A 12917-nucleotide genomic window follows, 5' to 3' on the forward strand; every position below is an offset into this window, starting at 1 on the left:
GATATGACGAACCTCGTGGAAGTAGAAGACTTCACGCGTCACAGTGAAGAGAGACGAACCAGCGCGTTCCAGCTTGAAGTGAAAAACTGGCTGGAACGCCATCCTGAAACGCAGTATGTCGATATTTTACTTAATGATTTAAATGGTGTTTTTCGCGGTAAGCGTATCCCGGTCGCCGCGCTGGCGAAGCTGGAAAAAGGGTGTTATTTCCCCGCCTCGGTTTTCGCTATGGATATTCTCGGCAACACCGTCGAAGAGGCCGGACTCGGACAATCTCTCGGCGAACCTGACAACCTCTGTATGCCCGTTCCCGGCTCCTTAGTTCCCTCTGCTTCCGATCCCGCGCGCATCGCGCAACTGCTGCTGACCATGTGCAACCAAGATGGCACTCCCTTTGACGTTGAACCCCGTAATGTCCTGAACCGGCTGTGGCAGCAGCTGCGTAATCGAGGGCTGTTTCCGGTGGTAGCGGTAGAGCTGGAGTTCTATCTGGTGGATAAGGCCCGCGACGCCGAAGGCTTTATTCAGCCGCCGTGCGCGCCGGGCAGCAGCGAGCGCAATATGCAGAGCCAGGTTTACTCGGTGGACAACCTCGATCATTTCGGCGCGGTGCTGCGCGATATCGACGCGCTGGCGCGTCAGCAGAATATTCCCGCCGACGGCGCGCTGGCGGAGGCCTCGCCCGGCCAGTTCGAGATTAACCTGCACCACACCCGTGACGTACTGAGCGCCTGCGACCACGCCGTGCAGCTGAAAAGGCTGATCCGTCAGGTGGCGGAGAATCACGGCATGACCGCCACCTTTATGGCTAAACCCTATGAGGAGTACGCGGGCAGCGGCATGCACGTGCATATCAGCATGCTGGATGCCGCCGATCATAACGCCTTCGCCGCGGACGACGGCAGCGACTCGCCGCTGCTGAAGCGCGCGCTGGCGGGCATGCTCGACCTGATGCCGGCGTCGATGGCGCTGCTGGCGCCCAACGTCAACGCCTATCGCCGCTTCGTGCCGGAGGCCTATGTGCCGCTGCAGGCCTCCTGGGGGCACAACAACCGCACCGTGGCGCTGCGCATTCCCTGCGGCGACAGCGATAACCACCGCGTCGAGTATCGCGTCGCGGGCGCGGACGCCAACCCCTATCTGGTGATGTCGGCGATTCTGGCGGGCATTCTGCACGGGCTGGATACCGCGCTGCCGCTGCCGCAGCCGGTGCAGGGCAACGGCCACGAGGCAGAGGGCATTCCGCTGCCGGTGCGTCAGAGCGAGGCGCTGCTGGAGTTCGAAAGCAGCTACCCGCTGCAAAAACTGCTGGGCGAGCGTTTCGGCGCGGTGTGGCACAGCTGCAAGCGCCACGAGATGATGCAGTTTGAACGGCTGGTCACCGCCACGGAGATCGACTGGATGCTGAAAAACGCCTGAGAAAAAAGTCGCTATACTGAGCAGCGGGTCTTGTATTTTTGCCGCATTTTGGGGCAGAATACGCGGCCTGCAAAAATACGAATATAACCGATGCTTATCAGAGCCTCGGTTATTTTTTTTGCATGTACTTAACCGATTCGCATGAGGCCGGGCGCGCCCGGATAGATACACGTTAAAAAACGCGTAAGCGTAAGAACTGAGGATACAAAGATGGGGATGTTATTCATTCAGCCGGCCCGCGCTGGCTCTCGTTTCCGTGACGACTACGGCGCCGCGCTTGCGTTTAACGCCACCTCTCTCACTCCCGTGATGCAATCCAGTCAGGTTGCAGCGCAGGGAGGTCTGAACCATGTCGCTTGATACCTCAGCACCGCAGCGTGCGCACCTGAAAAAATCTCTGACCCTGCTTCCGGTCGTCATGATTGGCCTCGCCTACATGCAGCCGATGACCCTGTTTGATACCTTCGGTATCGTGTCGGGTCTGACCAGCGGTCACGTCGCCACCGCCTACGCCTTCGCGCTGATTGCGATTCTGTTTACCGCCGTAAGCTACGGTAAGCTGGTACGCCGCTTCCCATCTGCGGGCTCCGCTTATACCTACGCGCAAAAGGCGATCAGTCCGCATGTCGGCTTTATGGTCGGCTGGTCATCGCTGTTAGACTACCTGTTCATGCCGATGATCAACATTCTGCTGGCGAAAAACTATTTTGAAGCGCTGGTGCCTGGTATTCCGTCGTGGATTTTCGTGGTGCTGCTGGTGGCGTTTATGACGATGTCCAACCTGCGCGGCATTAAAACCGTGGCGAACTTCAACAGCGTTATCGTGGTGCTGCAGGTTGTGGTGATGATCGGTATCACCGGCATGGTGATTTACGGCGTGGCGCACGGCGAAGGCGCGGGCACGCTCACCAGCTCGCAGCCGTTCTGGTCCGCTGACGCCCATGTGGTGCCGATGATCACCGGCGCGACGATCCTCTGTTTCTCGTTCCTCGGCTTTGACGGCATTAGCTCGCTGTCGGAAGAGACTAAAGACGCAGAACGCACCATTCCGCGCGCGATTTTCCTTACCGCGCTGATCGGCGGTCTGATCTTTATCGTCGCCTCTTACTTCCTGCAGCTCTACTTCCCGGATATCTCGCGCTTTAAGGATCCGGATTCGTCGCAGCCGGAGATTATGCTGTACGTAGCGGGCCATGTGCTGCAGTTCGGCATCCTGATCTTCTCGGTGGTGACCGTGCTGGCGTCAGGTATGGCGGCGCACGCCGGCGTATCGCGTCTGATGTACGTGATGGGCCGCGACGGCGTCTTCCCGGAGCGTTTCTTTGGCTATATCCATCCGAAGTGGCGCACCCCGTCGCTGAACGTGCTGCTGGTCGGCGCCGTGGCGCTGATGGCGATCCGCTTCGACCTGGTGACCGCGACGGCGCTGGTTAACTTTGGCGCGCTGGTGGCGTTTACCTTCGTTAACCTGTCGGTGATCGCGCAGTTCTGGATCCGCGAGAAGCGTAACCGCACGCTGCGCGACCATATCAACTATCTGGTGCTGCCGGTGCTCGGCGCGCTGACGGTGGGCGCGCTGTGGATTAACCTGGAAGAGAGTTCGATGGTGCTGGGCCTGATTTGGGCCGCCGTGGGGATTGTTTACCTCGCGTTTGTCACCCGCAGCTTCCGTAATCCGGTGCCGCAGTACAGCGAAGAAGTGTAATTTGCTGGCAAAGAAAAAAGGGTGAGGCGCAAGCCTCACCCTTTTTTTTATCCCTGATGCTTCGCCTGGGCAAAGGCGGCGCTGAGATCGAGACGCTGCCAGAACTGCTGCTCCGGCGTGGCGCCCGACAGCGGATAGCCCGCCGGCAGCGCGGTTTTCGCCATCAGCGCGCGACGCTGTGCCGCAGAGAGCTGCGGCAGCGCCGATTCCAGCAGCACCTCCGCGCCTGGCGGCACGCTGACGGCGCGCGGCTGTGTGCTCAGCCGTGGCAGATTGTAGGTCATGGTGAAGCGATAGAAGCGCTGCATCGCCGCATCCTGATAGTTATCCTCGCCCTTAACCGTCTGCGCGCAGGTCGCCAGCGCGACGCCGCACTCTTTCTCCAGCGCGCTGCGCAGCTGGTCGCGCGCCTCGCTGAATAGCCTGCGATAAGCGGGATCGTTGAGGTAGTGCGCCACGTTGCGCTCGGCCACCATACGCGACCCCATCACGTCGAGCGGATAGTGCACGCCCAGCACGATGCGCGAGTAGCCATAGCGCGCGCCGCGCGCCACCAGCGCCTGAAACCGTTCCGGGATCATCTCCGCCAGCAGCAGCGCATCGGTGACGCCGGTATTGGTATGGCCGCTGGGAAAGGAGCCGCCGTCGGCGGTGTAGGGCTTGCCATCTTTCACCACCACGTCGTCCGGCACCAGATGGATGCTGTTGCCCGTCGCCAGGAAGGGACGCGCATAGTTGAAGTGTTTTTTCGCCGCGCTGGTGCTGATTTCCGTCGCTTTGATCAGCACGGCCGCCTTGCTCAGCTCGCCCTTATCGTAGGCGGCCAGAAACGCCTTGCCGAGACGCGGGCCGAGCGCGTCGGCGGTAAAGTAGAGATAGCTGATGCCCTCCGCGTCGGCCAGCGCCTGCTGGCGCGCGCCCTGCGTGGCGTTGAGGTTAATCTGCGCCACAGTGGCGCGGTTGGCGTTCAGCGTCGCCTCCGGCAGCGCGCTAAAGCTGGAGAGCAGTTCAATGCCCGCCTGCTGGTTGGCTTTCACCTGAAAGTCATAGCCGCTCGCCCTGAGCCAGGCGCTGTCCGCCTGCAGCTGCGACTGCTTCGCCTTTTCCAGCGCGCTGCGCGTCAGCGTCGGCGCGCCGTTCTGCAGCGCCTGACGTTCCGCCTGCAGGATATGTTGCTCCAGCGCATCGAAAGTCTGGCTGCCTGATTCCGGCGTGGTCATGCGCGCCAGCGCCGCCGCCTCTGGCAGCGTTGTCGCCTGCGCCTGCTGCGCCAGCAGCAGCGACGCGGCGATAAGCGTATAACGTAATGTCATGTTTTTATCCTGTTATTCAGAGAATTACCTTGCCGGCTTTGACGGTAACTCCGCAGGATGACAGTTTTATTACGGCGCGAAGCCTTTCACGCGCCGCTACTCCGCCAGCAGCAGCTCCCAGCTGCCTTCGCGCAGCACGCTGCGCGCCGCCGCGCTGAGCTGGCTATCGGTGATAAGGATGTCAAAGTCGCTGAGCGGCAGCGCCAGGTAGGTGGCGATTTTGTTGTACTTCGAGCTGTCGCTCAGCAGCACGCGCTTGCTGCTGACGTCGCGCACCGTCTGCTTCACCGTGACTTTGTCCTCGTCAGGCGTATAGAGCCCGCGCGGACCCCAGCAGGAGGCGGAGATAAAGGCGATGTCGATCGCCAGATGGCGCAGGCTGCGCGCCGCGCTCTCCCCCACGCAGGAGCGGTTGTCGCGACACACCGTGCCGCCGGTATGGATCACCCGGCAGTCGCTCGCCTCCATCAGCAGGTTGGTGACCATAAAGTCGTTGGTCACCACCAGCAGGTCGTCGCGATCCAGCAGCTCGCGCGCCAGCGCCAGCGTGGTGGTGCCCGCATCCAGATAAATGCAGCTGTTGCGCGGAATATGCTGGGCGGCACAGCGGCCGATGGCGTTCTTCTCGGCGTTATAGAGCGTGGTCTTGGTCTGATGGGACGGCTCCGCCGCCAGGCGATCGGCCGAGCGCACGCCGCCGGAAACCGACAGCACCGCGCCTTGCTCTTCCAGCTTCTGCACGTCGCGGCGAATAGTCATATGCGACACGCCAAGCCGCTCGGTCAGTTCGGCAATGCTGACCACGCCGCGTTCGGCGACCAGCGCCAGGATCTGCTGGTGGCGTTCAACAGGGATCATCTTTGCTCTCCATGCTTATCAATTTTTCACAGTGTAAAGCATTTACCTGTGCAGGCGAATGAATAATTTTGCCGAAATAAACGAGAGGTTATCGTCTAAAGTTGCACAATATCATGCAGATAGACGGATTGTGAAGAAATGTTCCATCTTAGTCTGCTTAGTGAAAATGTGTGATGGGCAGCACATTTATCCGCCAGCGTTCCTGCCAGAATTAACAACATCCAACAAATAATCACTTAAATTAACAGCGGAGGCTCACAGTGCCACTCTCAAATGTCTGTGTTATCGGGTTAGGGTCAATGGGGATGGGCGCGGCGACCTCCTGTATTCGCGCCGGGCTGAACACCTGGGGCGTGGATCTTAATCCTGCCGCGCTGGAGACGCTGCGTCAGGCCGGCGCGCGCGGCGCGCAAACGTCGGCCGACAGCTTTGCCGCCGAGCTGGACGCCGTGCTGCTGCTGGTGGTTAACGCCGCGCAGGTCAACGCCATTCTGTTTGGCGACAAGGGTCTGGCGGCGAAGCTGAAGCCCGGCACCATCGTCATGATGTCGTCGACTATCTCCGCGCAGGACGCGCAGCAGATTGAACAGCAGCTGGCGCAGCATCAGCTGCTGATGCTCGACGCGCCGGTCTCCGGCGGTGCGGCGAAGGCGGCCACCGGCGAGATGACGGTGATGGCCTCCGGCAGCGACGCGGTGTTCGACCGCCTGCAGCCGGTGCTGGATGCGGTCGCGGCGAAAGTCTACCGCGTCGGCAGCGAGATCGGCCTCGGCTCCACGGTAAAAATCGTTCACCAGCTGCTGGCGGGCGTGCATATCGCCGTCGGCGCGGAAGCGATGGCGCTGGCGGCGCGCGCCGGCATTCCGCTGGAGACCATGTATGACGTGGTGACCAACGCGGCGGGCAACTCCTGGATGTTCGAGAACCGCATGCGTCACGTGGTAGACGGCGACTACAGCCCGAAATCCGCGGTGGATATCTTCGTTAAAGACCTCAACCTGGTGGCGGACACCGCGAAATCGCTGCACTTCCCGCTGCCGCTCGCCTCTACCGCACTCAATATGTTTACCGAAGCGAGCAACGCCGGTTACGGCCGCGAAGATGACAGCGCGGTGATCAAAATTTTCAGCGGCATCGAGCTGCCGCAGGCAAAGGAGTGAGCATGACGCGCTTAGGCATCATCGCCGACGACTTTACCGGCGCCACCGATATCGCCAGCTTTCTGGTGCAAAACGGCCTCTCCACCATTCAGTTTAACGGCGTGCCGTCGCAGCATGACGCGCTGACCGCCCAGGCGATCGTCATCAGTCTGAAGTCGCGCTCCTGCCCGGCACAGCAGGCGGTCGCCCAGTCGCTGGACGCGCTGCGCTGGCTGCAGGAACAGGGCTGCGACCGCTTCTACTTCAAATACTGCTCGACGTTCGACAGCACTGAACAGGGCAATATTGGCCCGGTGACCGACGCGCTGCTGGCGGCGCTGGGAGAAACCCAGACGGTGATCTCGCCGGCGCTGCCGGTGAACGGCCGCACCGTCTATCTGGGCCATCTGTTTGTCGGCGAGCAGCTGCTGAGCGATTCCGGCATGCGCCACCATCCGGTGACGCCGATGACCGACAGCAACCTGCTGCGCCTGATGGAACGTCAGGCAGGCGGCAAAGCCGGGCTGATCGCCGCGCCGCTGCTCGACCAGGGCGCGCAGGCGGTGCGCGACAGGCTGAGCCAGCTGAAAGAGCAGGGCGTCAACTACGTGGTGCTGGATACGCTGCACGAGCAGCACCTGCTGACGCAGGGGGAAGCGCTGCGCGAGATGCGCCTGGTGACCGGCGGCTCGGGCCTGGCTATCGGACTGGCGCGCCAGTGGGCCGCCGCCGACAGCGACCGCGCCGCAGCGGAAAACGCGGGCCGTCCGCAGGGCGCGCGCGCCGTGGTGATCTCCGGCTCCTGCTCGCAGATGACCAACCTGCAGGTTAGCGCCTATCGCCAGCAGGCGCCGTCGCACGAAGTCGAGGTGACGCGCTGTCTGGACAATCCTGACGCCTACGCCCGTGAACTCTGCGACTGGGTGGCCGGCCACAGCGACCAGCCGCTGGCGCCGCTGCTCTACGCCACCGCTGACGCGCAGCAGCTGCAGGCGATTCAGCGCGACTATGGCGCGCAGCGCAGCAGCGAGGCGGTAGAGCAGCTGTTTGCCGCCGTCACGCGCGAACTCAAGGCGCGCGGCTGGCAGCGCTTTATCGTGGCGGGCGGCGAAACCTCCGGCGTGGTGGCGCAGAGCCTCGGCGTGACGGCGTTTCACATTGGGCCGACTATTTCGGCAGGCGTGCCCTGGGTACGCGATATCCATCAGCCGCTGTCGCTGACGCTGAAGTCCGGCAATTTCGGCGATGAACACTTTTTCCGCCGCGCACAAACGGAGTTTGCTTATGACTGAACAACAGGCCCGCGAAGAGATGGTTAAACTGGGCGCCTCTTTTTTCGCCCGCGGCTACGCCACCGGCTCCGCCGGCAATCTCTCTCTGCTGCTGGAAGACGGCACGCTGCTGGCGACGCCCACCGGCTCCTGCCTCGGCGAGCTGCAGGCCGATCGCCTGTCGAAAGTGACGCTGGAAGGGGAGTGGCTCTCTGGCGATAAGCCCTCAAAAGAGATCGCTTTCCATCGCGCGCTCTACGCCGGCGATGCGGACTGCAAAGCGGTGGTGCACCTGCACAGCCACTACCTGACCGCGCTCTCCTGCCTGGAGGGGCTGGACACGCAAAACTGTATTCGCCCGTTTACCCCCTACGTGGTCATGCGCGTCGGCGACGTGCCGGTGGTGCCCTACTACAAGCCCGGCGACACGCGGCTGGCGGACGATCTGTCGCAGCTGGCGGGCCAGTATCGCGCTTTTCTGCTGGCGAACCACGGCCCGGTGGTGATCGGTAAATCCCTGCGCGAAGCCGCCGACAACACCGAAGAGCTGGAAGAGACCGCGCGCCTGATGTTTACCCTGGGCGATCGCGCCATTCGCTATCTCAGCGCAGGCGAAGTTGCAGAATTAAGGAGCCGATAATGCCAAAGTTTGCTGCAAACCTCTCAACGCAGTTCAACGAAGTGCCCTTTACCGAGCGCTTCGCGGCGGCGGCGCAGGCTGGTTTCGAGGCGGTGGAGTTTCTCTTTCCCTATGACTATCCAGCGGCGCAGCTGAAGCAGCTGCTGGATGAGAACAACCTGAAGCTGGTGCTGTTCAATACCGCGCCGGGTAACGTGGCGGCGGGCGAGTGGGGCGTCTCGGCGATCCCCGGACGCGAAGCAGAGGCGCGCGCCGACATCGACCGCGCGCTGGAATATGCGCTGGCGCTTGAGGTGCCGCAGGTGCATATCATGGCCGCCACGGTGCCTGCCGGCGCAGATCGCGAAGCCTACGCCGAGACCTTTGTGCGCAACATGCACTACGCCGCGGAGCGCTTTGCGCCGCACGGCATCAACCTGCTGCTGGAGGCGCTCAATCCGGTGACCAAACCGCGCTATCTCTATGCCAGCCAGTATCAGACGCTGGAGATGGCAGCGCGCATCGATCGCCCCAACGTCTTTACCCAACTCGATCTGTTCCACGCCCAGCTGGTGGACGGCAATCTCAGCGCGCTGATCCGCGAGAACCTCGGCCGCTATCGTCATATCCAGATCGCCTCCGCGCCGGATCGCCATGAGCCTGATGAGGGGGAAATCAACTATCCGTGGCTGTTTAACCTGCTGGATGAGGTGGGCTACGACGGCTGGATCGGCTGCGAATATATGCCGCGCGGCAACACGCTGGACGGCCTCGGCTGGTTCGCGCCCTGGGCGAAAAAAGCGTGACATAACCTTGCTAACCCCGGCGCAAGGGCGCCGGCATTTTGCTTGATGAGCCTGCACCAGGCAGCGCTGTACCCCTTACGACTAAAAAGATAACGATACCTGAGGTAAACATGTCCACCGCACTGCTGTTAGCCATTGCGACCGCCAGCATCGTCATACTGCTGCTGCTGGTCATCAAAGCCAAAGTTCATCCCTTTGTCGCACTGCTGATTGTCAGCCTGCTGGTCGCTATCGCGACGGGCATTCCGGCTGAAAAAATCATGGAAACCATTATGAGCGGGATGGGCAGCTTGCTCGGCCATATCGCCATTATCATCGTGCTGGGGGCGATGCTCGGCGCGGTTATCGAAGCGTCGGGCGGCGCTGAGTCGCTGGCGCAGCGCTTCAGCAAGAGCCTTGGCATTAAGCGCACCGTGGCGGCGCTGACCATGGCCGCCTTTATCCTCGGCATTCCGGTGTTCTTCGAGGTCGGCTTTATTATCGTTATTCCCCTGATCTACGGCTTTACCAAGGTGGCGCGCGTTTCGCCGCTGAAGTTCGGCCTGCCGATGGCGGGCGTGATGCTGACCGTGCACGTGGCGCTGCCGACCCATCCAGGTCCGGCAGCGGCGGCAGGCATTCTGCATACCGATATGGGCTGGCTGATGATGATCGGTCTGGCGGTGTCGGTGCCGGTCGGCATTATTGGCTACTACGTGGCGAAGGCGATGAATCGCCGTCACTACCATCTGTCGGTCGAGGTGCTGGAGCAGCTGCAGATGGCGAAGCCGGAAGGCGTAGAGAAGAAGAATGAGCCGGCGCCGCCGGGCGCGCTGACTATCGCCGGGCTGATTGTGGTGCCGATCCTGCTGATTGTGCTCGGCACAATTTCCCACTCGCTGCTGGCGGCCGACAGCCTGCCGGGTAAAGTGATGACGGTGATCGGCACGCCGCCCATCGCGCTGCTGATTGCGCTGGCGCTGGCCGCCTGGCTGCTGGGCGTGCGTCGCGGCTGGAGTAAGGACAAGCTGGAAGATTTGACCGGCCGCGCCATTCCAGGATCGGCGAGCGTGATCCTGGTGGCGGGCGCAGGCGGCGCCTTCGGCAAAGTGCTGGTGGAGTCGGGCGTCGGCAAAGCGCTGGCGACTACCCTGGAGACGCTGCATCTGCCGCTGGTGCCTGCCGCCTTTATTCTGTCGCTGGCGCTGCGCGCCTCGCAGGGATCCGCGACGGTGGCGATCCTCACCACCAGCGGGCTGCTCACCTCCGCGGTGAGCGGCGCCAGCGATATGGAGCGCGTGCTGGTAACGCTGGCGGCCTGCTTTGGCGGCCTGGGCCTGTCGCACGTCAACGATGCGGGCTTCTGGGTGGTGACGCGCTATCTGGGGCTGTCGGTGGGCGACGGGCTAAAAACCTGGACGGTGCTGACCACCATTATGGGGCTGAGCGGCTTTGCGCTCACCTGGCTGGTGTGGGCGCTGGTATAACCCATATGGGGCGCTTCTCCCCCGGCTACCGGGGGAGAAAAGGGAGAGTGCGCGCTAAGGCGCAGTTATTCCATTATGAGACCAGTTCCTGCGCATAGAGATAGAGCGCTTTCAGCTGCGCCATCTTCTCCGCATCCTCTTCATGCAGGCTCGCCAGCGACTCCAGCTCCAGCAAAAAGGCCTGCACGCGCTCGGCGTTCAGGGCTTCGCGGCGGTGCTGCAGCCAGCGCTGCTGCTCGGCGTCGTCCAGCGTGCCGGGGAAGTTGCGCGCGCGGTAGCGGAACAGCAGCTTCGCCACGCGCGCGTCCTGGAAAGAGAGATCCATCGCCGGCAGGTTCGCGGGCGCGGTCTGACGCAGGATGTTCATGCCCGCGCGGTCGGCGTCGCTGAAGAAACCGTCATAGAGCTGCGCGTCGACATCGTCCGAAGCGGTGAAAGGCTCCGCGTCGGCGAACAGCGCCACCACTTTTTCGCGCACCTCGGCGTGCTGACGCAGCAGCGCCAGATTCGCCAGGCAGGCTTCTCGATCGATGCCCAGGCGCGCCGCGTCTTCCGGGCGCAGCGTGTTGGCGGGCGCCAGCACCGGGCACTTATTGATATGCACCAGCTTGATCGGCACCGACGCTTCGTCGTCGGCCAGATCGCTTTTGCGCGTATAGAGACGCTCGCGCAGCGCATCCGCATCCATCTCCAGCAGCGGCGTCATATCGCCCGCCAGGTCGGCGACGATCAGCGCGTTGCGGTTATCGGGATGCCACGCCAGCGGCACGACCCAGCTGGTGTTGCCGCGCGCCGCGCCGAACATGCCGGAGACGTGCACCAGCGGCTTCATCTGCGGAATGTCGATCAGCGTCATCAGCTTGTTTTTGTTGCGATGGGTAAACAGAAACTCAAACAGCTTCGGCTGCTTCTCTTTCACCAGCTTCGCCATCGCCAGCGTGGCGTGCACGTCGGACATGGCGTCATGGGCGTTTTCATGCGCCACGCCGTTGGCTTTGGTCAGGTGTTCGAGCTTAAAGCTGGGAAAGCCATCCTCATTTTCCGGCCAGACAATGCCGTCGGGACGCAGCGCATAGCAGGCGCGCATCACATCCAGCAGATCCCAGCGCGAATTGCCGTTCTGCCAGCTCCAGCCGTAGGGATCGTAAAAGTTGCGGTAGAAGATGTTGCGTGTCACTTCGTCGTCGAAGCGCACATTGTTGTAGCCCACCACGCAGGTCTGCTCTTCGGTAAACAGCGCATAGATGCGGGCGGCGAACTCCGCCTCCGATACGCCGCGCGCACGCGCCACCTGCGGCGTAATGCCGGTAATCATCACCGCTTCCGGCTGCGGCAAATAGTCATCTGCTGGGCGGCAGTAGAAGATCTGCGGCTCGCCGACCGGGTTGAAATCGCTGTCGGTGCGCAGCGCGGCAAACTGCGCCGGACGGTCCAGCGACGGGCTTTTACCGAAGGTTTCGTAGTCGTGAAACAGAAAAGTGCGTTCAGAGGCGGGCACGAGCATATCCTGTACTGAGAAAACAACGCACAGCATAGTCGCTTGCGTCGCCAGTCACAACCACGCCCGCGAAGGTTGCGTGCCGACGGCGAAAGACGCGATAGCGAATGCAGTGCAACGACTGTGTGCGTCAGGCTTTCGCCAGCTCCCGACGTGCCAGTTCGGCTAAGAAGCCACTTCTGGAGCTGAATTCTTTATGTGACTCGACGAAGCGATCGATGCGTGTTAACAGGTGCTGCGGCAGGGTGATATTCAGCTTCACCGCTTTACCGTCATATTTACTCACATCAATATCAACAAAGGCCCAGATACCCCCCTGGCACGCTTCAGCCTGCAGATAAGATTCAATGCCTTTTGTTTCAGGTATGGGCATATTGCTGTCTGCCAGGGTTTCCAGATGAACATGTATCGCTTCAGCCGCATCCAGAATCGTGTCATCTACCGTTTTGCCAGCAAAAAAGCAGCCATCTATATCAGGCGCAAATCCCGAATAGCTGTCAGAATCGGTTTTATGCAAATAGATCGGAAATCTCATCGCTCTCTCCTTATTACCGCTTAACCTGAGTATGGCGATTGCAAGCCAGCACTCTGTATAAGCTACTCCATCATCTTCATGATTTTTTTTAGCGTGCCGGTCGCCAGATCTTTTTCCGGATGGGGCAGCGTTATGTGGTGATTTTTGCCCGGCTTAACGAACACATGGTGGCTTCCCCTGACGCGAATCAGCATCCAGCCATGCTCCCTCAAGAGCTTCATCATCTCTTTACTGCTCAAAAGCACCTCCCTGTGCCATTTCTGGCCGATTTTATACCCACCATAACCA

General features: G+C 61.5%; 12 protein-coding genes. 7 read left to right on the forward strand and 5 right to left on the reverse strand.

The window, feature by feature from the left end:
* Positions 1-3 precede the first annotated feature (3 nt).
* Both B2J69_RS13270 and B2J69_RS13275 read left to right on the forward strand, forming a co-directional pair.
* The gene (locus B2J69_RS13270) at positions 4-1419 is read left to right on the forward strand and encodes a glutamine synthetase family protein (protein ID WP_081139900.1); all 1416 of its coding nucleotides are present in this window, start codon (positions 4-6) and stop codon (positions 1417-1419) included.
* A 349-nt stretch (positions 1420-1768) separates the two neighbouring features.
* Complete coding sequence (locus B2J69_RS13275) at positions 1769-3124, forward strand: APC family permease (RefSeq protein ID WP_033791508.1); 1356 nt, start codon at positions 1769-1771, stop codon at positions 3122-3124.
* 47 nt (positions 3125-3171) lie between these two features.
* On the opposite strand, the gene B2J69_RS13280 is transcribed toward B2J69_RS13275, so the two are convergent.
* Both B2J69_RS13280 and ygbI read right to left on the reverse strand, forming a co-directional pair.
* Positions 3172-4437, reverse strand: a complete 1266-nt coding sequence (locus tag B2J69_RS13280) for an acid phosphatase (protein WP_081139903.1) — start codon at positions 4435-4437, stop codon at positions 3172-3174.
* Between the two features lie 96 nt (positions 4438-4533).
* Positions 4534-5295 carry a DNA-binding transcriptional repressor YgbI gene (ygbI, locus tag B2J69_RS13285; protein WP_081139905.1) on the reverse strand — a complete coding sequence of 254 codons (762 nt, stop codon included), beginning with the start codon at positions 5293-5295 and terminating at the stop codon, positions 4534-4536.
* A 260-nt stretch (positions 5296-5555) separates the two neighbouring features.
* Between ygbI and ltnD the strand changes: the two genes are divergently transcribed.
* The 5 genes from ltnD to B2J69_RS13310 all read left to right on the forward strand — a co-directional run bounded on the left by ltnD (position 5556) and on the right by B2J69_RS13310 (position 10596).
* Positions 5556-6455, forward strand: a complete 900-nt coding sequence (gene ltnD / locus B2J69_RS13290; protein WP_081139907.1) for an L-threonate dehydrogenase — start codon at positions 5556-5558, stop codon at positions 6453-6455.
* Positions 6456-6457: 2 nt separating this feature from the next.
* Positions 6458-7726 carry a 3-oxo-tetronate kinase gene (gene otnK / locus B2J69_RS13295; protein WP_081139909.1) on the forward strand — a complete coding sequence of 423 codons (1269 nt, stop codon included), beginning with the start codon at positions 6458-6460 and terminating at the stop codon, positions 7724-7726.
* A complete protein-coding gene (gene otnC, locus B2J69_RS13300) occupies positions 7719-8345 on the forward strand; it encodes a 3-oxo-tetronate 4-phosphate decarboxylase (protein ID WP_081139912.1) in 627 nt (208 codons plus the stop codon). Before otnK ends, otnC begins: the two co-directional genes overlap by 8 nt.
* Positions 8345-9130 (forward strand): HPr family phosphocarrier protein, encoded by a 786-nt coding sequence (locus B2J69_RS13305; RefSeq protein ID WP_081139914.1) that lies wholly within the window; start codon positions 8345-8347, stop codon positions 9128-9130. The genes otnC and B2J69_RS13305 overlap by 1 nt, the downstream gene beginning before the upstream one ends.
* Before the next feature lie 110 nt (positions 9131-9240).
* On the forward strand, positions 9241-10596 hold the full coding sequence (locus B2J69_RS13310) for a GntP family transporter (RefSeq protein WP_081139917.1): 1356 nt from the start codon (positions 9241-9243) through the stop codon (positions 10594-10596).
* A 73-nt stretch (positions 10597-10669) separates the two neighbouring features.
* Here the strand turns inward: B2J69_RS13310 and sbcB are convergent, their stop codons facing one another.
* From sbcB to B2J69_RS13325, 3 genes are all read right to left on the reverse strand, one after another.
* On the reverse strand, positions 10670-12094 hold the full coding sequence (gene sbcB, locus B2J69_RS13315; protein ID WP_081140128.1) for an exodeoxyribonuclease I: 1425 nt from the start codon (positions 12092-12094) through the stop codon (positions 10670-10672).
* A gap of 130 nt (positions 12095-12224) precedes the next feature.
* Positions 12225-12629: a type II toxin-antitoxin system HicB family antitoxin gene (locus B2J69_RS13320; RefSeq protein ID WP_081139919.1), complete on the reverse strand. Its 405-nt coding sequence runs from the start codon at positions 12627-12629 to the stop codon at positions 12225-12227.
* 62 nt (positions 12630-12691) lie between these two features.
* Entirely contained in the window at positions 12692-12853 is a 162-nt protein-coding gene (locus tag B2J69_RS13325; RefSeq protein WP_407944745.1) for a type II toxin-antitoxin system HicA family toxin, read from the reverse strand.
* Positions 12854-12917: the final 64 nt, after the last annotated feature.

Origin of the sequence: Pantoea latae (assembly GCF_002077695.1) — a bacterium.
In the GTDB taxonomy this organism is placed as follows: Bacteria; Pseudomonadota; Gammaproteobacteria; order Enterobacterales; family Enterobacteriaceae; genus Pantoea; species Pantoea latae.

Excerpts from the sequence above, each read along its gene's own strand:
- B2J69_RS13270 (WP_081139900.1), top strand. The coding sequence starts at position 4 with ATGACGAACCTCGTGGAAGTAGAAGACTTCACGCGTCACAGTGAAGAG.
- B2J69_RS13280 (WP_081139903.1), bottom strand. The coding sequence starts at position 4,437 with ATGACATTACGTTATACGCTTATCGCCGCGTCGCTGCTGCTGGCGCAG.
- ygbI (WP_081139905.1), bottom strand. The coding sequence starts at position 5,295 with ATGATCCCTGTTGAACGCCACCAGCAGATCCTGGCGCTGGTCGCCGAA.
- otnC (WP_081139912.1), top strand. The coding sequence starts at position 7,719 with ATGACTGAACAACAGGCCCGCGAAGAGATGGTTAAACTGGGCGCCTCT.
- B2J69_RS13275 (WP_033791508.1), top strand. The coding sequence starts at position 1,769 with ATGTCGCTTGATACCTCAGCACCGCAGCGTGCGCACCTGAAAAAATCT.
- B2J69_RS13325 (WP_407944745.1), bottom strand. The coding sequence starts at position 12,853 with ATGATGAAGCTCTTGAGGGAGCATGGCTGGATGCTGATTCGCGTCAGG.
- B2J69_RS13305 (WP_081139914.1), top strand. The coding sequence starts at position 8,345 with ATGCCAAAGTTTGCTGCAAACCTCTCAACGCAGTTCAACGAAGTGCCC.
- B2J69_RS13310 (WP_081139917.1), top strand. The coding sequence starts at position 9,241 with ATGTCCACCGCACTGCTGTTAGCCATTGCGACCGCCAGCATCGTCATA.
- B2J69_RS13320 (WP_081139919.1), bottom strand. The coding sequence starts at position 12,629 with ATGAGATTTCCGATCTATTTGCATAAAACCGATTCTGACAGCTATTCG.
- otnK (WP_081139909.1), top strand. The coding sequence starts at position 6,458 with ATGACGCGCTTAGGCATCATCGCCGACGACTTTACCGGCGCCACCGAT.